Source organism: Streptomyces sp. NPDC005863, from assembly GCF_042871345.1.
Taxonomy (GTDB): Bacteria; Actinomycetota; Actinomycetes; order Streptomycetales; family Streptomycetaceae; genus Streptomyces.
On sequence record NZ_JBIAII010000012.1, the window covers coordinates 34,985 to 55,369 of the forward strand.

The 20,385-nt window shown below is 71.2% G+C and carries 19 protein-coding genes; 14 read left to right on the plus strand and 5 right to left on the minus strand.

Annotated elements, in window-relative coordinates:
• Window positions 1–55: 55 nt before the first annotated feature.
• The 5 genes from ACFYO9_RS32020 (at window position 56) to ACFYO9_RS32040 (ending at window position 4,687) form a co-directional block, all read left to right on the plus strand.
• Window positions 56–1,459, plus strand: coding sequence for a DUF6421 family protein (locus tag ACFYO9_RS32020; protein WP_355813090.1), 1,404 nt, complete (start codon window positions 56–58; stop codon window positions 1,457–1,459).
• A gap of 26 nt (window positions 1,460–1,485) precedes the next feature.
• Entirely contained in the window at window positions 1,486–2,226 is a 741-nt protein-coding gene (locus ACFYO9_RS32025; protein ID WP_358775413.1) for an SDR family NAD(P)-dependent oxidoreductase, read from the plus strand.
• A complete protein-coding gene (locus ACFYO9_RS32030; protein WP_355813084.1) occupies window positions 2,223–3,293 on the plus strand; it encodes a low specificity L-threonine aldolase in 1,071 nt (356 codons plus the stop codon). The genes ACFYO9_RS32025 and ACFYO9_RS32030 overlap by 4 nt, the downstream gene beginning before the upstream one ends.
• A 69-nt stretch (window positions 3,294–3,362) precedes the next feature.
• Window positions 3,363–3,956: a transglutaminase domain-containing protein gene (locus tag ACFYO9_RS32035; RefSeq protein ID WP_358775415.1), complete on the plus strand. Its 594-nt coding sequence runs from the start codon at window positions 3,363–3,365 to the stop codon at window positions 3,954–3,956.
• 26 nt (window positions 3,957–3,982) lie between these two features.
• Window positions 3,983–4,687, plus strand: coding sequence for a phenylalanine--tRNA ligase beta subunit-related protein (locus ACFYO9_RS32040; protein WP_355813078.1), 705 nt, complete (start codon window positions 3,983–3,985; stop codon window positions 4,685–4,687).
• Here the strand turns inward: ACFYO9_RS32040 and ACFYO9_RS32045 are convergent, their stop codons facing one another.
• Window positions 4,688–5,416 (minus strand): lysophospholipid acyltransferase family protein, encoded by a 729-nt coding sequence (locus ACFYO9_RS32045; protein WP_358775417.1) that lies wholly within the window; start codon window positions 5,414–5,416, stop codon window positions 4,688–4,690.
• Between the two features lie 188 nt (window positions 5,417–5,604).
• Between ACFYO9_RS32045 and ACFYO9_RS32050 the strand changes: the two genes are divergently transcribed.
• The 4 genes from ACFYO9_RS32050 (at window position 5,605) to ACFYO9_RS32065 (ending at window position 8,753) form a co-directional block, all read left to right on the plus strand.
• Window positions 5,605–5,970, plus strand: a complete 366-nt coding sequence (locus ACFYO9_RS32050; protein ID WP_358775419.1) for a thioredoxin family protein — start codon at window positions 5,605–5,607, stop codon at window positions 5,968–5,970.
• 234 nt (window positions 5,971–6,204) lie between these two features.
• Window positions 6,205–6,714 carry a flavin reductase family protein gene (locus tag ACFYO9_RS32055; protein ID WP_358775421.1) on the plus strand — a complete coding sequence of 170 codons (510 nt, stop codon included), beginning with the start codon at window positions 6,205–6,207 and terminating at the stop codon, window positions 6,712–6,714.
• A gap of 231 nt (window positions 6,715–6,945) precedes the next feature.
• Entirely contained in the window at window positions 6,946–7,731 is a 786-nt protein-coding gene (locus ACFYO9_RS32060) for an electron transfer flavoprotein subunit beta/FixA family protein (protein ID WP_358775423.1), read from the plus strand.
• A 59-nt stretch (window positions 7,732–7,790) separates the two neighbouring features.
• Window positions 7,791–8,753 carry an electron transfer flavoprotein subunit alpha/FixB family protein gene (locus ACFYO9_RS32065; RefSeq protein ID WP_355813064.1) on the plus strand — a complete coding sequence of 321 codons (963 nt, stop codon included), beginning with the start codon at window positions 7,791–7,793 and terminating at the stop codon, window positions 8,751–8,753.
• 77 nt (window positions 8,754–8,830) lie between these two features.
• Here the strand turns inward: ACFYO9_RS32065 and ACFYO9_RS32070 are convergent, their stop codons facing one another.
• Entirely contained in the window at window positions 8,831–9,730 is a 900-nt protein-coding gene (locus tag ACFYO9_RS32070; protein WP_355813061.1) for an endonuclease/exonuclease/phosphatase family protein, read from the minus strand.
• A gap of 252 nt (window positions 9,731–9,982) precedes the next feature.
• On the opposite strand from ACFYO9_RS32070, the gene ACFYO9_RS32075 reads away from it, so the two are divergent.
• The 3 genes from ACFYO9_RS32075 to ACFYO9_RS32085 all read left to right on the plus strand — a co-directional run bounded on the left by ACFYO9_RS32075 (window position 9,983) and on the right by ACFYO9_RS32085 (window position 13,733).
• Window positions 9,983–11,275 (plus strand): DUF6986 family protein, encoded by a 1,293-nt coding sequence (locus ACFYO9_RS32075; protein ID WP_358775426.1) that lies wholly within the window; start codon window positions 9,983–9,985, stop codon window positions 11,273–11,275.
• A 105-nt stretch (window positions 11,276–11,380) separates the two neighbouring features.
• Window positions 11,381–13,225 carry a serine/threonine-protein kinase gene (locus tag ACFYO9_RS32080; RefSeq protein ID WP_358775428.1) on the plus strand — a complete coding sequence of 615 codons (1,845 nt, stop codon included), beginning with the start codon at window positions 11,381–11,383 and terminating at the stop codon, window positions 13,223–13,225.
• 25 nt (window positions 13,226–13,250) lie between these two features.
• A complete protein-coding gene (locus ACFYO9_RS32085; protein WP_358775430.1) occupies window positions 13,251–13,733 on the plus strand; it encodes a hypothetical protein in 483 nt (160 codons plus the stop codon).
• A 750-nt stretch (window positions 13,734–14,483) separates the two neighbouring features.
• On the opposite strand, the gene ACFYO9_RS32090 is transcribed toward ACFYO9_RS32085, so the two are convergent.
• Complete coding sequence (locus ACFYO9_RS32090) at window positions 14,484–15,038, minus strand: hypothetical protein (protein ID WP_358775432.1); 555 nt, start codon at window positions 15,036–15,038, stop codon at window positions 14,484–14,486.
• A 680-nt stretch (window positions 15,039–15,718) separates the two neighbouring features.
• Window positions 15,719–16,786 carry a LacI family DNA-binding transcriptional regulator gene (locus ACFYO9_RS32095; protein ID WP_358775434.1) on the minus strand — a complete coding sequence of 356 codons (1,068 nt, stop codon included), beginning with the start codon at window positions 16,784–16,786 and terminating at the stop codon, window positions 15,719–15,721.
• Window positions 16,787–16,977: 191 nt separating this feature from the next.
• On the opposite strand from ACFYO9_RS32095, the gene ACFYO9_RS32100 reads away from it, so the two are divergent.
• The gene (locus ACFYO9_RS32100; RefSeq protein WP_358775436.1) at window positions 16,978–17,946 is read left to right on the plus strand and encodes an ROK family protein; all 969 of its coding nucleotides are present in this window, start codon (window positions 16,978–16,980) and stop codon (window positions 17,944–17,946) included.
• Window positions 17,947–18,025: 79 nt separating this feature from the next.
• Window positions 18,026–18,157 (plus strand): hypothetical protein, encoded by a 132-nt coding sequence (locus tag ACFYO9_RS32105; protein ID WP_358775438.1) that lies wholly within the window; start codon window positions 18,026–18,028, stop codon window positions 18,155–18,157.
• Window position 18,158: 1 nt separating this feature from the next.
• Here the strand turns inward: ACFYO9_RS32105 and ACFYO9_RS32110 are convergent, their stop codons facing one another.
• Window positions 18,159–20,207, minus strand: a complete 2,049-nt coding sequence (locus ACFYO9_RS32110; protein ID WP_358775440.1) for an NPCBM/NEW2 domain-containing protein — start codon at window positions 20,205–20,207, stop codon at window positions 18,159–18,161.
• Window positions 20,208–20,385: the final 178 nt, after the last annotated feature.

Below are 20,385 nucleotides of genomic sequence, written 5' to 3' on the forward strand. Positions count from 1 at the left end.
GAACCTCGCCCGCATACGGTGTGCTGACGCGAGGTTCTCCCGTGGAGGATGGGTTATGACGGAAATTCTTGTGCAGTCGGGTACGGAGGGTGCGGTTCCTTCCGCTGAAGGGCGTGTGGTGGACCACCCGGCGTGGCCGGTGCTCAAGGACGCCGTGGAGGACATCCGGCCCTGGCAGTCGGCCGACGGTTCCATCGACTTCGAGGCGGACGGCGCCCCGGCGCAGGGCACCGCCGAACTCGCCGTGGGACGCGTCATATCCGCGGTCGAGGAGCTCTCCCCGCTCCTCCCGCACGACGCCGCGTACCACCGGGCGCTCGTCGCGGACCTGCGCCGCTGGGCCGACGGCGGTTTCCGGGTGCCGGACTTCCTCGACTCGCTGCTCGCCTTCCAGCCCGCGGCGCACCGCGAGGACGGCCTGCAGCACCTCGTGGTCTTCCCGATGTACACGCAGAACGGCAACCCCGACCGCAACCTCGAGGCGGTCGTGCTGCGCATGGTCTGGCCCGAGTGGCTGGCCGAGCTGGAGCGCACGCGCTACGACAACCCGCTCTTCTGCGGCATCACCTTCGAGGACTTCACCGCCGGGTACGACACGAACTCGGCCGTCCTCTTCCCCGAGACCATCGCCGTGCGCGAGGCCCCCGAGCGCTTCTCCTGGGGCGGCATCTTCTGCGACCGCGAGGCGGCCCGCTTCCGCCGCGTCACCGAGGCCGCCGTGGACCTCCTCGGGCTCGAACTGCCCGACGACATCCGTGAGATGGTCGGCGACCAGGACCGCTGCCAGCAGGCGTTCGTCCTGTGGGACATGGTCCACGACCGCACCCACAGCCACGGCGACCTGCCGTTCGACCCGTTCATGATCAAGCAGCGCCAGCCGTTCTGGATGTACGGCCTGGAGGAGCTGCGCTGCGACCTCACCGCCTTCAAGGAGGCCGTGAAGCTGGAGGCCGAGGGCGTCCCGCAGGCGCGCGACGTGCAGTACGCCGTGCTCTTCGACCGGATGTTCCGCTTCCCGGTCACCGGCGACCGCGTCAAGAACTACGACGGCCTCGGCGGCCAGCTCCTCTTCGCCTACCTGCACAAGCACGACGTGGTCCGCTGGACCGACAACCAGCTCCGGATCGACTGGGAGCGCGCCCCGCTGGTCACCAACCAGCTGTGCGCCGAGATCGAGGACCTCTACCGGGCCGGCATCGACCGCCCGAAGCTGGTCCACTGGTTCGCGGCGTACGACCTGGTCTCCCGCTACCTCGCCCCGCACCCCGGATCGCGCTGGGCCAAGGGCCCGGACGCCCTGGACACCTCGCTTCCGCCGCGCAAACTCGTCGACGAGGTGCTTCCCGACGAGTTTCCGCTCAGCATGTTCTATGAGGCGCTCTCCAAGAAGCTCAAGAACGTGATCGCCTCCACGAAGGGGATCACTGCTTCCTCGGACGCCGAGAAGGTCGCCGCGTGAGCGGCCGCCAGGAGGAGGCGAGGACCATGTCCGCACTCGATGGAGCCGTGATCGCGGTGGCCGGCGCGGCCGGGCCCGCGGGACAGGCCACACTGCTCAGGCTGGCCGAGGCGGGCGCCACCGTCGTGGCCTCGGACGCCGACGCCGGACGCCTCGCCGAAGCGGTGGACGCCGCGCGGTACGCGCACGGCGGCGCGACGGTGATCGGTGACACGGTCGACCTGCTGGATCTGGACGCGACCCGCGAGTGGGCCACGCGCACGGAGAGGGAGTTCGGGCGGATCGACGGCCTGGTCCACCTCGTCGGCGGCTGGCGCGGCAGCAAGAGCTTCGCCGAGACCGACCTCGCCGACTGGGACCTGCTCGAAAAGCTCCTGATCCGCACCGTGCAGCACACCTCGCTCGCGTTCGAGGACGGCCTGCGGCGCAGCGACCGCGGCCGCTATCTGCTGATCAGCGCGGCGGGGGCCGGCAAGCCCACCGCGGGCAACGCGGCGTACTCCGCCTCCAAGGCGGCCGCCGAGGCCTGGACGCTCGCCCTCGCGGACGCCTTCCGCAAGGCGGGGGGCGAGGACGGGCCGCGGGCGGCGGCTGCGATCCTGGTGGTCAAGGCGCTGGTGCACGACGCGATGCGCGCGGAGCGGCCCAACGCGAAGTTCGCGGGCTTCACGGACGTCAAGGAGCTGGCCGAGGCCATCGCCGGCGTCTGGGAGCGGCCCGCCGCAGAAGTGAACGGAAACCGCCTGTGGCTGACCGAGAAGCCGTGAACCCTCCGAAGACCGACGCCCGGCGCCACCACGACCCGGACGTCCGCGGCTTCGCGAGCGACAACTACGCGGGCGCCCACCCGGAGGTGATGGCCGCGCTCGCGCTCGCCAACGGCGGCCACCAGATCGCGTACGGCGAGGACGACTACACGGCCCACCTCCAGCAGGTGATCCGCGGCCACTTCGGCCCCACCGCCGAGGCCTTCCCGGTCTTCAACGGCACGGGTGCCAACGTCGTGGCGCTCCAGGCGGTCGCCGACCGCTGGGGCGCGGTGATCTGCGCCGAGTCCGCGCACATCAACGTGGACGAGGGCGGCGCCCCCGAGCGCATGGCCGGCCTCAAGCTGCTGACCGTGCCCACGCCGGACGGCAAGCTCACCCCCGAGCTGATCGACAAACAGGCCTTCGGCTGGGACGACGAGCACCGCGCGATGCCGCAGGTCGTCTCGATCGCGCAGAACACCGAGCTGGGCACGCTCTACACGCCCGACGAGATCCGCGCGATCTGCGACCACGCCCACCAGCTGGGCATGAAGGTGCACCTCGACGGCGCCCGGATAGCCAACGCCGCGGCCGCGCTCGACGTCCCCATGCGGACGTTCACGAACGCGGTGGGCGTCGACATCCTCTCCCTCGGCGGCACCAAGAACGGCGCGCTGTTCGGCGAGGCGGTGGTGGTCATCAACCAGGACGCCGTCCGCCACATGAAGCACCTGCGCAAGATGTCCATGCAGCTCGCCTCCAAGATGCGTTTCGTCTCGGTGCAGTTGGAGGCCCTGCTCGGCAAGGACCTGTGGCTGCGCAACGCCCGGCACGCCAACGAGATGGCCCAGCGCCTCGCGGAGGGCGTCCGGTCCGTGCACGGCGTGGAGATCCTCTACCCCGTGCAGGCCAACGCCGTCTTCGCGCGGCTGCCGCACGACGTGAGCGAGCGCCTGCAGAAGCGCTACCGCTTCTACTTCTGGGACGAGGCGGCGGGTGACGTCCGCTGGATGTGCGCGTTCGACACCCGCGAGGAGGACGTCGACGGCTTCCTCGTGGCGCTCAAGGAGGAGATGGCGCGCTGACTGCATAGATATACGGTTGACCGTAAAGTCATTGACGTACGGTCGGCCGTATTCCTATGCTCCGGTGCCATGCAGCTCATCCAGGAGAACCCCGACCTCTCGGCGTACTTGGCGGCCGATGAGGTCATAGACCACCATCACCCGCTCGTTCGCGAGACCTCCGCGCGCCTCGCGGAGCACGCGGCCGATTCATACGTATACGCCCAGGCTGCCTACGAATTCGTGCGCGACAGCATCCCGCACTCCGCGGACAGCGGCGATCCGCGCGTCACCTGGCGCGCCTCGGACGTGCTGGCGAAGCGCACCGGAATCTGTCACGCCAAGGCACACGCCCTCGCCGCGCTCCTGCGGGCCGAGGACATCCCCACCGCGCTCTGCTACCAGCGGCTGACCCACGACGCGGGCACCGGGCACTGTCTGCACGGCCTGGTCGCCGTGCGCTTCCACGGCGCGTGGCACCGGCAGGACTGCCGCGGCAACAAACCGGGCGTCGACGCCCAGTTCTCCCTGAGCGGCGAGCAGTTGGCCTACGCGCCGGACGCCAAGGACAGTGAGATGGACCATCCCGTACTCTTTGCTGCACCGCATCCGGCGGTCCTGCGCGTCCTGAAGGACGCCCCGGACCGGCTGTATCTGTGGGAGAACCTTCCCGACGCGCTCTGAGCAGCCCCGACGCAGCAAGGCATCCGATGACCCTTCCGTCCTCCGAACCCCTCGCGCTCACCGTCTCCGACGAGGTGCGCGCCCTCGCGCCCGGCTTCACCCACGTCGCCATCGAGGCCCACGGGCTCGTCAACGGCCCCAGCACCGACGACACTTCGGCGCTCCTCGACGACGCGGCCCGCCGCCTTGCCGCACGCCTCGACGGGCGTGCCCCGCACGAGGACCCGCACATGGTCGCGTGGCGCGCCGCCTACAGCGCGTTCGGCGCGAAGCCCTCGCGTACCCGCAACTCCGCCGAGGCGCTGGCCAAGCGGGCGCTCGCCGAGGGCGGGCTGCCCCGGATCAACGTCCTCGTCGACCTCTACAACGCGATCAGCGTGGCCCACCTGATCCCCGTGGGCGGCGAGGACCTGGACCGGATCGAGGGCGGCATGCGGCTGGTGCGGGCCACCGGCGACGAGGAGTTCGTGACCACCGCGGGGGGCGAGCGGGTCGTCGAGAACCCCGGCGCGGGCGAGGTCGTGTGGTGTGACGGCAAGGGCGTCACCTGCCGGCGGTGGAACTGGCGCCAGGGTCCACGCACCGCTCTCACCGAGGAGTCGGTGAACGCGGTCTTCCTGCTGGAGGGCATGGGTCCGGACGCCGGCCTGGAGGCCGCGGGCGCCGAACTCGCCGAGCTCCTGGCGAAGTTCAGCCCCGGCGCCCGGATCAGCGTCCGCGCGCCGGAGTAGTCAGGTCGCCTCTGCGGCCTTCACCTCGGCCGGGGTCGGCGCGGTCCCGCCGAGGTGGGCCGGCATCCACCACGTGTCGTCCGGGCCCTTGGGGCGCACCGGATAGGCGCGCTGGGCGGCCTCGAGGAGCTCCTGGCAGCGCTCGCGCAGCCGCCGCGTGATCGCGCCCGCGTACTGGTCCTTGGGGGCCTCCACCGGCTCGCCCACACGGATCGTGATCGGCAGGTGGCTGCGCCGGAAGTTGCGCGGGTGGCCCTTGGTCCACAGCCGCTGGGTTCCCCACAGGGCCATCGGGATCAGCGGCACCCCGGCCTCCTGGGCCAGCCGCGCGGCGCCGGACTTGAACGTCTTCAGGGTGAACGACTGCGAGATCGTGGCCTCGGGGAAGACCCCGATGATCTCCCCGGAGCGCAGCGAGTCGAGCGCGTGCGTGTACGCCGTCTCGCCCTGCGCGCGGTCGACGGGGATGTGCTTCATCCCGCGCATCAGCGGCCCCGAGATCTTGTGCCGGAACACCGAGTCCTTCGCCATGAAGCGGACCAGGCGCTTCTGCGGCAGGGCGGCGAGACCGTCGAAGATGAAGTCGAGATAGCTGATGTGGTTGCTGACGAGGACCGCACCGCCGGAGCGTGGGATATTCTCCGACCCTTTGCAGTCGATCTTCAGGTCCCATGCCTTGAACAGGGTTTTCGCGGCACCGATGACCGGACGGTAGACAAGCTCTGCCATGGGTGGGGAGGGCCCTTCGTTTCTGCCTGGGGAGGGGGCTCCCGGCGGGAGGTTACGCAGCCGTAGGTTTTTCGGCGTTGCGCAGATCGTGCCCCAAGAACGGACGGCTGACCAGCCTTGGTGCCGCAGATCCGGGAGATTCTCGTCACGTAGGAATGTTTGCGGGCCCACCCGTGCTGTACAGGGGAATGATCGGGAACCAGGCCCTCGGGGCGGGAGGCAAGGACGTGCCAGGACGCGACGGCGGGCGGCCGCTCGGCGCGAGCGACATCGGCGAGCGGCTGGGGGAGCGGGCGACGCTCGTTCAGTTCTCCAGCGCCTTCTGCCAGCCTTGCCGGGCGACGCGCAGAGTCCTCGCGGACGTGGCCGCACTGGTCCCCGGCGTGGCCCACGTCGAGATCGACGCCGAGGCCCGGCTCGACCTCGTCCGCGAACTGCGCGTGGTGAAGACCCCCACCGTGCTCGTCCTGGACGCGGCAGGTCACGAGGTGCGCCGTGCCGCCGGACAGCCCCGCAAGGCCGATGTGATCGCCGCGCTCGGCGAGGCGGTGTGACCGCTCGACCCGCAGGTCACCGGGGGTGGCGGGGCCCGTGGGGCGTGACGCATCTTTCATCTCCCGGAAAGGACTTGACCGCATGCGGCATCTGTCGGGAGCCTGCTGTCATGCCTCGGGACCTCCTTCTGTACGAGCGCGTCCACGTGGACCTCGCCCGCCACGCCAGCGCGCGCTGTCCGCGCCGCTGAGCACCGACGTCTTCGCTCGTACCTCCGGCAGAAGGACAACTCCATGACGGCATCGACGGCCCTCGGCACACCCCAACTCGCCACCCCCGACCTGCTGCGCTCGGTCTTCCGGCAGCACGCGGCGGGCGTCGCGGTGATCACCGCCGCCCAGGGCACGCGCCCCGTCGGCTTCACCGCCACCTCGCTCACCTCGGTCTCCGCCACGCCCCCGGTGGTCTCCTTCGGCATCGGCACCGGCTCCTCCAGCTGGCCCGCTGTCTCCGAGGCCACCCACGTCGGCGTGCACATATTCGGCGAGCACCAGCAGGAGCTCGCGGCCACGTTCGCGCGCAGCGGAGCCGACCGTTTCGGCCCGGCCACCCAGTGGCGCGAGGGGCCGGAAGGGGTGCCCGTGCTCGACGGGGTGCTCGCCTGGCTGGTCTGCCGGATCGTCGCGCGCGTACCCGCGGGTGATCACCGCATCGTCCTGGCGGAGGCGGTCGTCGGCGACCGCGCGGGCGAGGGGCGCCCGCTCCTGTACCACCAGGGCCGCTTCAACGCGCTGCGCGACTGAAAGTTCCCGGTGGGGGCGGCTGTCGGGCGCTCACGGAGCGTTGGGAACGTCACAGTTCAAAGCGCTTGCTCAGCGGGAATGAACTGGGTGTACTCATGAGTAATATTTCGGTCGGAGCGCGGGCCGCCCCGACCGGGATCCGCCGCTTCAGGCGCCTATGCTGCTGCAAGAAGGCAGTAGCCATAAGCCAAGGCAGCAGCCCAGTAAAGACGATGCAGTAGGAGAGCCGGCGTGAGCTTGAGGATCGTTGTCTGTGTGAAGTACGTGCCCGACGCCACCGGCGACCGGCACTTCGCCGATGACCTGACCGTCGACCGCGACGACGTCGACGGCCTCCTTTCGGAGCTCGACGAGTACGCGGTCGAGCAGGCGCTGCAGATCGCCGACGAGGCGGACGACGCGGAGATCACCGTGCTGACCGTCGGCCCCGAGGACGCCAAGGACGCGCTGCGCAAGGCGCTCTCCATGGGCGCCGACAAGGCCGTCCACGTCGAGGACGACGACCTGCACGGCACCGATGTGATGGGCACCTCGCTGGTGCTCGCCAAGGCCATCGAGAAGACCGGCTACGACCTGGTCATCACCGGCATGGCCTCGACGGACGGCACCATGGGCGTGCTGCCGGCGATCCTCGCCGAGCGCCTGGGCGTCCCGCAGGTCACGCTGCTCTCCGAGGTCTCCGTCGCGGACGGCACCGTCAAGGGCCGCCGTGACGGCGACGCCGCCAGCGAGCAGCTGGAGGCCTCCCTGCCGGCCGTCGTGTCCGTGACGGACCAGTCGGGCGAGGCCCGCTACCCGTCCTTCAAGGGCATCATGGCCGCCAAGAAGAAGCCGGTGGAGTCGCTCGACCTGGACGACCTGGACCTGGAGGCCGAAGAGGTCGGCCTCGCGGGTGCCTGGACCAAGGTCGACTCCGCCGCCGAGCGTCCGGCCCGCACGGCCGGAACGATCGTCAAGGACGAGGGCGAGGGCGGCAAGCAGCTGGCTGAGTACCTCGCCGGCCAGAAGTTCATCTGAGCTTCAGTCACCCCCTCAACCGCCCCAACTTCTTCGTAATCGCAGGAGATTGAAGTCCCATGGCTGAAGTTCTCGTCTACGTCGACCACGTGGACGGCGCCGTCCGCAAGCCCACCCTGGAGCTGCTGACCCTGGCCCGCCGCGTCGGCGAGCCCGTCGCCGTCGCCCTCGGCACCGGCGCCGAGGCCACCGCCGCCACGCTCGCCGAGCACGGCGCGGTCAAGGTCCTCACCGCCGACGCCCCCGAGTTCTCCGACTACCTCGTCGTACCGAAGGTGGACGCGCTGCAGGCCGCGTACGAGGCCGTCTCGCCGGTCGCCGTGCTCGTCCCGTCGTCCGCCGAGGCCAAGGAGATCGCCGGCCGCCTCGCCGTCCGCATCGGCTCCGGCATCATCACCGACGCCGTCGACCTCGAGGCCGGCGACGAGGGTCCGGTGGCCACGCAGTCCGCGTTCGCCGCCTCGTACACCACCAAGTCCCGGGTCTCCAAGGGCACCCCGGTCATCACGGTCAAGCCGAACTCGGCCGCCGTGGAGGCCGCCCCGGCCGCGGGCACCGTCGAGGCCCTCACCGTCTCGTTCTCCGAGAAGTCCACCGGCACCAAGGTCGTCTCGCGCACCCCGCGCGAGTCGACGGGGCGCCCCGAGCTGACCGAGGCCGCGATCGTGGTCTCCGGCGGCCGCGGCGTCAACGGCGCCGAGAACTTCGCGATCATCGAGGCGCTCGCCGACTCGCTCGGTGCCGCCGTCGGCGCCTCGCGCGCCGCGGTCGACGCCGGCTGGTACCCGCACTCCAACCAGGTGGGCCAGACCGGCAAGTCGGTCTCCCCGCAGCTGTACATCGCCTCCGGCATCTCCGGCGCGATCCAGCACCGCGCGGGCATGCAGACCTCGAAGACCATCGTGGCCGTCAACAAGGACGCCGAGGCCCCGATCTTCGACCTGGTCGACTACGGCGTGGTCGGCGACCTCTTCGAGGTCGTCCCCGCGCTCACCGAAGAGGTCAAGGCCCGCAAGGGCTGACCCCGTCGGTCCCTGAGGCCCTCGTCCCGCACCGCGCGGAACGGGGGCCTCGGTGCGTCGGGCGGCGCCCGCGCGCGTCACAGCGTCAGCGTCGCCTGGATCGGCAGATGGTCGCTCGGGTACTGCCCGCCGAGCGTGAACGTGTTCACCGAGGCCGAGTGCACCTGCGCCGTCGGCCTGGTCAGGATCCAGTCGATGCGCCCGGCCCCCACGACGGGCGGTTTGTGGCCGCCGAACGTGCCGTAGGCCGGCCCGCGTTCCTTCGCGGCGTCCCAGGTGTCGACGAGGCCGGCGCCCAGCATCGTGGTGTACACGGCGCTGTCGTGCGCCGTCGCGTTGAAGTCGCCCGTCACGATGAGCGGCGTGCTCGTCTTCATCAAGGCGATGCGCTCGGCCATGAGGGTCGCCGAACGCTCGCGCGCGTTCTGGCTGACGTGGTCGAGGTGCGTGTTGAGGACGTACAACTGGGTGTTGGTGACCAGGTCGAGGAAGCGCACCCAGGTGGCCATGCGGGGCGAGTTGGCGCCCCAGGTGTTCGAGGCGATGGTGTACGGCGTGTCCGAGAGCCAGAAGTGTTCGTATTCGAGCGGGAACAAGCGGCGGTTGTCATAAAAGACGGCCATGAACTCGTCGCGGCTGCCGCCGCCGACGCCGGTGCCGACCCAGTCGTAGTCGGCGCCGAGATCGGCCTCGATGTCCTGCAGCTGGAAGTAGAGGCCCTCCTGGGAGCCGATGACGTGCGGCTTGGCGCGCAGCAGCAGCTCCCGCGTCACCGGGCGGCGCTCGGCCCAGGTGTGCGGCGGTTTGCTGCTGGCGAAGCGCAGGTTGAACGACATGACCTCCAGCCGGGCCGCCTCCGGCGCCGGGGCGGCGTGCGCGGGGGTCGCCGACAGTGCCGAGCCGAACAGCGGGAGGGCCGCGCCCGCGGCGAGCGCGCGCAGTCCGGAACGGCGCGTGAAGGGGGAGTCGATCGGCATCGGTACGCGGTCTCCTTGGGTTCGGACCCGCGTGGGGACGCACCGGGGCACGCGGGGAGGATGGGGCCACCCTGTCGGCGTCGGCGCCCCGCGCGGCCCGGGACACGCGTGAAGCCGCGAGGTCGGGTACGGATGCAGGACACGGGAGGGTGTTGACCTGCACGAAGGTCACGGATAACTTCGCTATACGGATTGTTGATTCCGTGGAGCGGAAATGCCGGGCGCGGCACCGAGCGTGTGGAGGATGCAGGAATGGGTCAGCAAGAGAAGGTGGCAACGAGCCTCGCCGGCACGGTCAGCGAGGGCATCAGCGCTTCCCTCGCCCCCGTCGACGCGAAGCTGGAGCGCCTCTACCCGGGAGACCCAGGCACCCGCCAGCCCGTCCACACCGTGTACGTGCCCGGTGAACAGTTCACCGCGGACTCCCTGCGCACCTGGGGCGACAAGGCCCTGGAGATGCTCGACGAGCACGCCCCCGACGCGGCCGCCTTCGCCGCCGTCCTCGGCCTGGACGGCGCGCTCGCCGACGACGTCTACACGCGCGTGCGCGCCAAGCTGGAGCGCGAGCCGGTCGAGGACCTGCGCATCGACTTCGAGGACGGCTACAAGGGCGCCGACGAGGACCAGGACGCCGCCCGCGCGGCCCGGCTCGTCGCCGAGGCGTACAAGAACGGCACCGCCGCCCCGTACATGGGCATCCGCATGAAGTGCATGGAGGAGGCGGTACGCGACCGCGGCATCCGCACCCTCGACATCTTCCTGTCCGGCCTCATGGAGGCCGGCGGCCTCCCCGACGGCCTCGTCCTGACGCTGCCCAAGGTGACGTACCCCGAGCAGGTCACCGCGATGGTGCGGCTCCTGGAGGAGTTCGAGAAGGCGCGCGGCCTGGAGCGCGGGCGCATCGGCTTCGAGATCCAGATCGAGACCAGCCAGTCGATCATGGCCACGGACGGCACCGCCGCCGTCGCCCGGATGATCCAGGCCGCCGAGGGCCGCGCCACCGGCCTGCACTACGGCACCTTCGACTACAGCGCCTGTCTGCACGTCAGCGCCGCCTACCAGGCCAGCGACCACCCGGCCGCCGACCACGCCAAGGCCGTCATGCAGGTCGCCGCCGCCGGTACCGGCGTCCGCGTCTCCGACGGCTCCACCAACGTGCTGCCCGTCGGCACCGCCGAGCAGGTCCACGACGCCTGGCGGCTGCACTACGGCCTCACCCGGCGCGCCCTGGCCCGCGCGTACTACCAGGGCTGGGACATGCACCCCGGCCACATCCCCACCCGCTACGCCGCCGTGTTCGCGTTCTACCGCGAGGGCTTCGAGGCGGCCGCCGCGCGCCTGGCCGCCTACGCCGGTCACCACGAGGGCGGCGGCGTCGCCGACGAGCCCGCCACCGCCAAGGCCCTCGCCGGCTATCTGCTGCGCGGCCTGGACTGCGGCGCCTTGGACGCCGGCGAGGTGACCCGCCTCACCGGCCTCACCCTGGCCCGTCTGCAGGGCTTCTCGGGCCCGCGCCGCGGCGACCTCACCGTGTCGGGCAAGTAGCCGGACGGCCTGCCGGTGTCAGGCACGTAACAGCGGTCCCTGCCTGTCACAACTGCCCCGTACTCTGTACGCCACGGAACGTGGTGTCGCAGGAACGGGGCAGCGGTGCATTCGGGGGACCAGGAACAGACGGACGGGGTCGGCAGACTCCTCGCCGGGCGCTATCGCGTCGTGGCACAACTGGGGCGCGGCGGCATGGGGGTCGTGTGGCGCGCCGTCGACGAGGTGCTGCACCGCGAGGTCGCGGTCAAGGAGCTGCGCACCTACACGGACGCGGCAGGACCCGAACTGGCCGATCTGCGCCTGCGGATGCAGCGCGAGGCGCGCGCGGCCGCCCGCGTGCGGCACGCCGGCGTCGTCGCGGTGCACGACGTGACGGAGGTCGACGGGCGCCCCCTCATCGTCATGGAACTCGTGGACGGCCCCTCCCTGGACGACGTGTTGCGCGACCGAGGCACGCTCGACCCCCGCGAGGCCGCCGGTATCGGCGCCAAGGTCATGGAGGCCCTGGCCGCCGCGCACCGGGTGGGCGTCCTGCACCGCGACGTGAAGCCGGGCAACATCCTGCTGGAGGCCGGGGGCCGCGTCGTCCTCACCGACTTCGGCATCGCCACGATGGACGACCCGGGCGACGGCTCGGCCACGCACCTCACCCGCAGCGGTGAACTGGTCGGCTCCCTGGACTACTTGGCGCCCGAGCGCGCCCAGGGCCACGACCCGGGCCCCGCCTCCGACGTCTGGGCACTCGGCGCCACGCTGTACGCCGCGGTCGAGGGCGCATCGCCCTTCCGTCGTACGTCGACGTGGTCCACGCTCACCGCGATCGTGGCCGACCCGCTGCCCGAGCCCCGGCGTGCGGGGCCGCTGACGCCCGTACTGCAGCAGCTCATGCACAAGGACCCGCAGACGCGCCCGGACGCGGACGCCGCGGGGCGGCTGCTCGCCGGGGTGGCGTCGGTGGCGTCGGTGGCGGCGCCGTACGCGACCACGGAACGCAGTATTTCCAGCGCGCCCCCGCCGGGCTTCGGACCGCCGCTCGCGGGCGGGGGAGCGGTCGGGGGAACGGGAGCGGGATACGGGCACGGGTCCGGGCCCGGACAGATGGCGAGCCCCGCGCCGCAGGCCCGCGACCCCTACGTACAACACGTACAACACGTACAACACCAGATGTCGGCCGGGCCCGCGCCGGCGCCCGCGTCCCCCAGTCGCGCCGAGACCCGGGCCACCCGCAACCGCCCGCGCCGCGGCCGCGCCGTGCCGGTCGCCGCCGCGGTGGCCGTCGTCCTCGCGGCGACCGGTGTCACCGTCGCCGTCCTCAACGCCAAGGAGGACGGCGGCAGTCAAGCTCGGCAGGACGCGGCAGCCCCGGGGCGCGCGGGCTCGTCCGATGACGACGACAGCCGCGGCCCGCTCGGCGGCGCATCGAAGCGCCCCAAGCCCTCGCAGCAGGGGGACGGGAAGTCCCGCAAGCCGGACGGGAAACACGCCGACGACGCGAAGGACGCTGCCGACAAGGACTCGTCCGGCGCGGAGAAGGGCGAGGGCGGGAGGAAGGGGAAGGGCAAGGACGGCGACCCGTCCGGCGCACGCCCCGACCCCAACTCCAAGCCGACGAAGGGCGGTTCGGGCGGTCCGTCAGGCGGTGGCGGCGGCGGTTCGGCACCGGCCCCCGTCTGTCATCCGGCGGGTGGCGGCAAGTTCAACTGCGACGTGTGGCGCACCGCGCAGTCGTACACGGCGGGCGGCGCGCAGGTCGGCACCCTCAACAAGGGCGCCAACTACTTCTACTGCCAGCAGAACCTGGGCCGCCGCGAGACGTACGGGCGGTGGACCAACGTCTGGTGGGCGAAGACGGACGACGACAGCGGCAACACCAACGTCTTCGTCAGCGACGTCTACCTCAAGGGCGGCGACAACGACAAGCCGCTGCCGGGCCTGCCGACCTGCTGAGCCGGACGAGAAGGGGAGCGATCGGATGAACACGCCCCGCGCGGGCGGTGGCCCCGAGGCGCTGTACGCCCGGCTGGCCGCCGCGACCGCCGGGTCGGCGTACCGCCTGCGGCGGACGGAGCGCGGCTTCGACCTCGTCGTGGACGTCCCGCAGTCGACCCGCAGCGTGGAGGTGCTGCACACGTACCGCGTCGAACTCCTCGCGCGGGAAGGCACGTTCACCCTGACGGACGTGGTCCGCACCCGGCAGCACGGCTCGCTCGCCGGGCAGGGCCTCAAGGTGGAGATCGGCCGCAGCAGATACCGGACCTGGGGCACATCGCCGGGCGGCACCCGCTTCTCCTTCTCGTCGTCCGACGGCCACCGCCTGATCCGGGGCGCGGCCGAGGAGCTGGGCTGGCGCGAACGCAGGCCGGCCACCGCGAGAGCGGCCGTCATCGCCGGCGTCGCGGGCGGCCTGATCGCTCTCAGCACCCTGATCGAGCTGGCCATCGCCTTCTGGCTCTGACCGGGGATCGCGGTCCGGCCCCCGGACCCCCGCGAGTTCACGGAAACTGAAGGTTCTTCAGCGGGACCCGAGGGTCCAGGAACGCTCTTCTCTGTCAGGCCGGCAGGGCGATCACAGGACGAGCATGAGCTTGCCGCCGGGGCGGCGGGACTGGCTGAGCTCGGCCGCTTCCTGCTGGTCATGAGCGTGTTGGCCGCGATGGTGAGCATCCCTTCCGAGTGCTGCGGGAGTGTCTCTTAGTCCCGCAGCGTCGAAGCCTTGTACGCCTTTTGGCCTGCTCACGGTCTTGGTGCTCAGGTCGAGTAAGGACTTCGCCCAGGCGATGGCGATTTCGGGGTGCGTCAGGCGAAGCCGGAACAGTATTTCGCGCCCGGCGGTGCTGTCGTGGATCTTCCCGGCGTCATAGTCTGACGTTGACTTCGGGACGGTGGCGGCGACTTGACGGACTGTGATGGTCCGGTCGATCTGCCGTATGGCCGCGTGCGGCTGCGGGGTGTGGATGGAGCGGTGGGCCGGGCGCCCGCTCGTCCGGAGCGTTCAGGCGGGACCCGTGGCGGAGGCCAGGACGGTGGTGGCTATCTGAACGCTCCAGGCGGCGAGTACGGCTGTGATGCCCCGCCTTGGCGGCCGCGTAGAGCGAGTTGCTCCGCTCGAACTGGCACTAGGCGGCGGACGTCGACTCGGGCTGACGCGCTTGATCGCCAAGGCCACGCGGTTATATCGCCTCCTACCTGGCAAAGGAGTGCCCGCTCACCCCTTCGGACGCCACTCAGCCTCGGGCCAGTCATACTCGTCGAACGCATCCGGAACCCGGGTGCAGGGCGCATAGACGCTGACGAACAGCGTCCTCGTCGAGTCGTTCCACCGTACGTCGACCTGATCGCCGCCCTGAGGGTCCTCATACCGGAAGCCCCGCTCACGCAAGGTCGAACCTGCGCGGTCGTCTTCATGTGTGAGCTTCCAGTGCCGCCGCTCGAGCCGTTCGCGCACGCGCAACTGCGCCTCGCGGGCGGTAGCTTCGGGGACGTCGGGCACGCTCCAGTCGATTCCGAAGCTGCGGACGTCGTCGCGCGCTTCGTCGATGTGGGCGATGCCGCGCAGCCCGCGGTAATAGCAGGCTCCGGTCTCGACCCTGCCGGAGACATCTACCGCTACGTCGACCGCGAAGCTGTCGTACACGTCGTCGGAACGGACCATGAGCCGCTGCGCGACGGCGTCCGGCTCGGCCGACGGATACGGTGACCCGTTCCACACGTCGCTCAAGACGGCCCGCACCATGACGGCGCTGCCGATCAGCAGCGTCACGGTGACCAGCCCTGCGGCGGCGTACCGGAGGGACCGGCCGGAAAGTCGGGCGCTCCTTGGACGAATCCTTAACATGCGGCTGACGGTAGGCGGCGGCTGTGGCCGACGCCTGAGTAGCCGTACTCAAGTCGAGCAGTCGACTGGCTTTTACAACAGTTGCTGATCATGAAACGTGCAGCCGCTTTGCGCACAGGTCTGGGTAGTGACGGGCCAGCTACGGCCGTGGACCGTGTCGGATGAACTGTGGGCGCTGATCGAGCCGTTGCTGTCCGTATCGGCGCCGAAGTTGGTCCAGGGCAAACCACTGGCCCCGGACCGGCATGGCCAACATCTGCTTCGTCTTGCCCACCGGCATCCCCCTCTCCCCGTCCGCGGCACCAACTGCGCCAACCACAACGTTGGCCCGCATGCCCACGGGGCCACCACAGCAGGTACCGGCGCAGAAAGACGTTCCGCCAAGGCGTAGGGAGCACCCGAAAGCTCTCCGCAGAGCCCACTGCCGAACCACCGCGGGCACAGAGCCGCATGGGCAGCGAGTCCGCCATCGGGGCGCGTGTGCAAGATCAGCACCGGTTCAAAGATGGGTTTTCAGGGGAACTCGCGGGATGTCGCACCACCGGGGACCGCGATCCGGCCCCGACCGAGGGCCGCCATCCTCGCCCTGATCCGGACGGGTGCCCTCACCGCGACGGCGGCAGTTCCCCCGACCCGCGGGTGATGAGCCGCGTCGGCAGTTCGACCCGCTCCGGCCTCTCCGACGCCCCGTCCAGCTGGCGGAACAGCCGTTCCGCGGCCGTCCTGCCCAGCTGCGCCGCGTCCTGTGCCACCACGGTCACGCCGGGGCTCAGCAGGTCCGCCAACTCGATGTCGTCGAAGCCGACGAGCGCCACGGGACGGTCGAGCGCCGCCAGGACGCGGACGACGGTGACCGTCACACGGTTGTTGCCCGCGAAGACGGCCGTGACGGGGTCGGGTGCGCTCAGCATCGCCTCGGCCGCCGTCCGCACCCGCTCCGGGTCGGTGACGCCGAGCGACACCCACGCCTCGTCGACCGGGATGCCCGCGTCCTCCATCGCCGCGCGGTAGCCGCGCAGCCGCTCTATGGCGGTGTGGATGCGCGGCTGGTCGCCGATGAAGCCGATGCGGCGGTGCCCGTGGGCGATGAGGTGCGCGACGCCGTCCCGCGCGCCGCCGAAGCTGTCGGAGAGCACCACGTCCGCGTCGATCTTCCCGGCGGGCCGGTCGACGAAGACCGTGGCGACGCCCGCGGCGATCTCCGGCTCCAGGTAGCGGTGGTCGTCCCCGGCCGGGATCACCACGAGCCCGTCCACCCGCCGGGCGCAGAGCGCGAGCACCAACTCCTGCTCCCGCTCCGGGTCCTCGGCGCTCGACCCGTTGATGAGCAGCGCCCCGTGCTCGCGGGCCACCTCCTCGACCGCGCGGCTCAGCGGCCCGTAGAAGGGGTCGGCGAGGTCCTCCAGGACGAGGCCGATGCTGGCGGTGCGCCCCTTGCGCAGCACGCGCGCGCTGTCGTTGCGGCGGAAGCCCAGGGCGTCGATGGCCTCCTGGACCCGCCGTTCGGTGTCGGGCGTGACGCCGGGCTCGCCGTTCACGACGCGCGAGACGGTCTTCAGGCCGACTCCCGCGCGCGCGGCGACGTCCTTCATGGTCGGCCGGTTGCCGTAACGGTTCTCGGGTCGTCGGGCGGCGGTCTCGGCCACGGTGCGCTGTCCTGTCCTGTCGTCCACGAAAGTCCGTCCGCGGAGGTTCGGGTCCGTGGAGTCGTCCACAGTGTTCCCACGGGACGCCCACGCTTCTTCCACGGGTACGGGCATGAGCATGTGGCGTCGAGCATAGGGCCTGGACAACGTTGTCAGATGCAAGGGAGACTGACCTTCGCACTCTCCGGCCTGCCGATACACCAGGAGACCCGACACAGATGCACATGGACCTCGTCGCCGCCCTCGACATCGGCGGCACCAAGATCGCCGGAGCCCTGGTGGACGGCCGCGGCCGGCTCCTCCTGCGCGCGCAGCGGCCGACGCCCGCGCGCGAGGACGGCGACACGGTGATGCGGGCGGTCGAGGAGGTCCTCGGAGAACTGGCCTCAAGCGACCTGTGGGGCCGGGCGACGGCCGTGGGCATCGGCAGCGCGGGTCCCGTGGACGCGTCGGCCGGTACGGTCAGCCCCGTCAACGTCCCCGGCTGGCGCGGCTATCCGCTGGTCGAGCGGGTCCGCGCGGCCACCGGCGGACTCCCCGTCGCCCTGGTCGGCGACGGCGTGGCGATGACGGCGGCCGAGCACTGGCAGGGCGCGGCCCGCGGTCACGACAACGCGCTGTGCATGGTCGTCTCCACGGGCGTCGGCGGCGGGCTCGTCCTGGGCGGCAAGCTCCACCCCGGCCCCACGGGCAACGCTGGCCACATCGGTCACATCAGCGTGGACCTCGACGGCGACCCCTGCCCGTGCGGGGCGCGCGGCTGCGTCGAGCGGATAGCCAGTGGCCCGAACATCGCGCGGCGCGCCCTGGAGGGCGGCTGGGACCCGGGCCCCGACGGCGACACCTCGGCCGCCGCGGTGGCGGAGGCGGCGCGCGCCGGGGACCCGGTCGCGCTCGCCTCGTTCGAGCGGGCGGCGCAGGCGCTGGCCGCGGGCATCGCCGCCACGGCCACGCTCGTCGAGATCGACATCGCCGTGATCGGCGGGGGAGTGGCGAAGGCGGGCGACGTGCTCTTCACCCCGCTGCGCCGGTACCTGCGGGACTACGCCACGCTCTCCTTCGTACGGCAGCTGACCGTCGCGCCCGCGCTGACGGGTACGGACGCGGGCCTGGTGGGGGCGGCGTCCGCCGCGCTCGCCCTGGAACCGAGCGCGACGGTGGGCCTGCGGCCGGCGGTGGGCGGCTGAGGGTGCGGGCGGGGCGGGGGCTGACCGTATGAGACGAGGGGCCGTACTAGGCGTGTGCGGGGGACTTTGCGTACGAGGCGTGCGCGGGTGGCTTGCCGACGAGGTGTGCGCGGTGGACCTCGCCCACCAGGCGTACATGGGGGACCTCGCCCACGAGGCGTGCGCCGGGACCTTGCCCAGCGCCTTCCCTCCCCGCCCCCTCACTCAGTGACTCAGCAACTCAGCCTGGCGTCCGCCCAGTCGCCGTGGTCCGAGTCGACGCCGTCCCCGCCGTCCGTGGCGACGAGCCGTACGACCCGGGCGCCGCGCACGTCCGCCGACAGCGGTTGCGCCGGCATGGCGGGGGTGAGCACGCCGGTCGAGGCCGCCTTCTTCCCGTCCGCCCAGATCTCGAAGGCGACCGAACCCTTCGCGCTCTTCTCGTCGTCGACGCCGACCTGCGCGGTGACCTTCTCGCAGGCCGCTCCGGTGTAGTACTCGACGGCGCTCTCCGCGTGTACGCCGAGACCCTTCTCGTACACCGTCCCGCCGATGGTGAGCGGGTTGCCGTCGCCCGCCTCCTGCTCGCCGTTGCTGGTGTCGCGCTCGACGGGTCCCCAGCCGTTGGTCGCCGAGAGCCACGGCTGGTCGCCCAGTGACGACGTGCCCGAGGGCGGTGCGACGACCACCTGCGCGGTGAGCGGCAGCACCCGTTCGGCGTGCGCGCCACGCGGTGAGCGGTACGTGGCCTTCAGGGTCACGTCGTACGGCCCCGGCTTCGCGTCGGCGGGCGCGGTGACCTTCCAGGACGTGGCGAGCGACGCGCCGGTCCGCAGTGACTTCACCGTGTTCGGCGACGTGGCCTTCGCGGCCCACCCCTTGGGGACGTCGAGCGTCACGGAGACCCGCTGGGCGGACGTGCGGCCCGCGTTGGTGACCTCGGAGGCGACCTCGGCGGGCGTTCCCGCCTCCACCAACAGGTCGCCGTCCAGGCCGAGTTCGGTGGCCGGCGGCTGGTGCTCCCACGCGCCGTCCGCGGTCACGCGCAGCAGTACGGTGCCGTGCGCGGGAACCGTCGCCGCGATGCGGCCCGCGGTGTTGTAGCTCCTGTGCTGCCACAGATCGCGCAGCGTGTACGCCTCGGCGTCGGGCAGGCCCGTCTCCTGTGCCGTCGTGGCGACGGTCTGCGGGCTGCCGGTCTCGTTGAACAGGGCGACGGCCCGGCTGCCGTCCTTCATCTCCTTGGCGACGACCCAGCGCCCGTCCTGCGAAGAGACCACCCGGCCCTGCCGGCCCAGGGGGTCCTGGTCGACGGCGATGACCTCTTCGTTGCCGAGGATGTCGAGGGTCTCCGGCGTGGCCTTGCGCAGGTCGGAGCCGATGAGCAGCGGCGCGGCCATGATCGACCACATCGAGAAGTGGGTGCGGTATTCGGTGTCCGTCATGCCGCCGTTGCCGACTTCGAGCATGTCCGGGTCGTTCCACCGCCCGGGCCCGGCGTGCTCCGCGAGCGGAAGGTTCTGCTTCATGATCGACAACATGGAGCTCCAGTTGTCGCTGATGTCACTGGTGGTGCGCCACAGGTGGCCGACGTCCGCCGCCCACTCCCACGGCTTGTTCTCGCCCCACTCGCAGATGCTGTAGACGATGGGCCGCCCGGTGGTCTCGGTGGCGGCTTTCAGCGCGTCGCGCATGGCGACGTACCGCTGCCGGGCGTCCACGCCCTGGTTGTTGCAGTTGTCGTACTTGAGGTAGTCGACGCCCCAGTCGGCGAACTGCCGTGCGTCGCTGCGCTCATGGCCGAGCGCGCCGGGGAAACCGGCGGAGTTGCAGGTCTTGGTGCCCGCGCTGGTGTAGATGCCGAGCTTGAGCCCCTTGGAATGGACGTAGTCGGCAACTGCCTTGATGCCGCCGGGAAACCGCGCCGGGTCGGGCACCAACTTGCCGTTCGCGTCGCGCTCGGGAAGCGCCCAGCAGTCGTCGAGGTTGACGTACTGGTACCCGGCCTTCTTGAGGCCCTTCTCGACGAAGATGTCCGCGATCCCCTTGACCATCGCCTCGTCGAACTCGGCACGGCACTGGGTGGAGTTCCAGTTGTTGAACCCCATGGGCGGGGTGAGCGCGAGCCCGTCGGGTAGCCGCACGCCACCGGCATCGGGCCGGCTCTGCTCGGTGGTGTCACGTGCCGCGGCGGGTGCGGCGAGCCCGGCGGCGCACAGCAGGGCGGCGGCCAGGGATCCGACCACTCTTCGGCGGGTGGTGCGGGCGGGGAGTTGACGCATCGTTACGTTCCTCCGTACTCGCGGAAGATGGGGGGTTTGCCTGTACGGGTCACACGCGCGCTTACGGTAGGGGTTGTTGGACTCTGTTGGAAGGGGAGCGGTACTGGTTCGTCCGGTCGGCACGGGGGCCGTTGACGGCGGTGCCGCCCGGGATGGAGGTCCGACCTTTGCGTTCGGT

What these genes read in the sequence shown, in the direction of transcription:
- ACFYO9_RS32110 (WP_358775440.1), bottom strand. Translation starts at nt 20,207, where the DNA reads ATGCGTCAACTCCCCGCCCGCACCACCCGCCGAAGAGTGGTCGGATCC.
- ACFYO9_RS32100 (WP_358775436.1), top strand. Translation starts at nt 16,978, where the DNA reads ATGCACATGGACCTCGTCGCCGCCCTCGACATCGGCGGCACCAAGATC.
- ACFYO9_RS32085 (WP_358775430.1), top strand. Translation starts at nt 13,251, where the DNA reads ATGAACACGCCCCGCGCGGGCGGTGGCCCCGAGGCGCTGTACGCCCGG.
- ACFYO9_RS32025 (WP_358775413.1), top strand. Translation starts at nt 1,486, where the DNA reads ATGTCCGCACTCGATGGAGCCGTGATCGCGGTGGCCGGCGCGGCCGGG.
- ACFYO9_RS32075 (WP_358775426.1), top strand. Translation starts at nt 9,983, where the DNA reads ATGGGTCAGCAAGAGAAGGTGGCAACGAGCCTCGCCGGCACGGTCAGC.
- ACFYO9_RS32050 (WP_358775419.1), top strand. Translation starts at nt 5,605, where the DNA reads ATGATCGGGAACCAGGCCCTCGGGGCGGGAGGCAAGGACGTGCCAGGA.
- ACFYO9_RS32055 (WP_358775421.1), top strand. Translation starts at nt 6,205, where the DNA reads ATGACGGCATCGACGGCCCTCGGCACACCCCAACTCGCCACCCCCGAC.
- ACFYO9_RS32035 (WP_358775415.1), top strand. Translation starts at nt 3,363, where the DNA reads ATGCAGCTCATCCAGGAGAACCCCGACCTCTCGGCGTACTTGGCGGCC.
- ACFYO9_RS32040 (WP_355813078.1), top strand. Translation starts at nt 3,983, where the DNA reads ATGACCCTTCCGTCCTCCGAACCCCTCGCGCTCACCGTCTCCGACGAG.
- ACFYO9_RS32070 (WP_355813061.1), bottom strand. Translation starts at nt 9,730, where the DNA reads ATGCCGATCGACTCCCCCTTCACGCGCCGTTCCGGACTGCGCGCGCTC.
- ACFYO9_RS32045 (WP_358775417.1), bottom strand. Translation starts at nt 5,416, where the DNA reads ATGGCAGAGCTTGTCTACCGTCCGGTCATCGGTGCCGCGAAAACCCTG.
- ACFYO9_RS32065 (WP_355813064.1), top strand. Translation starts at nt 7,791, where the DNA reads ATGGCTGAAGTTCTCGTCTACGTCGACCACGTGGACGGCGCCGTCCGC.
- ACFYO9_RS32020 (WP_355813090.1), top strand. Translation starts at nt 56, where the DNA reads ATGACGGAAATTCTTGTGCAGTCGGGTACGGAGGGTGCGGTTCCTTCC.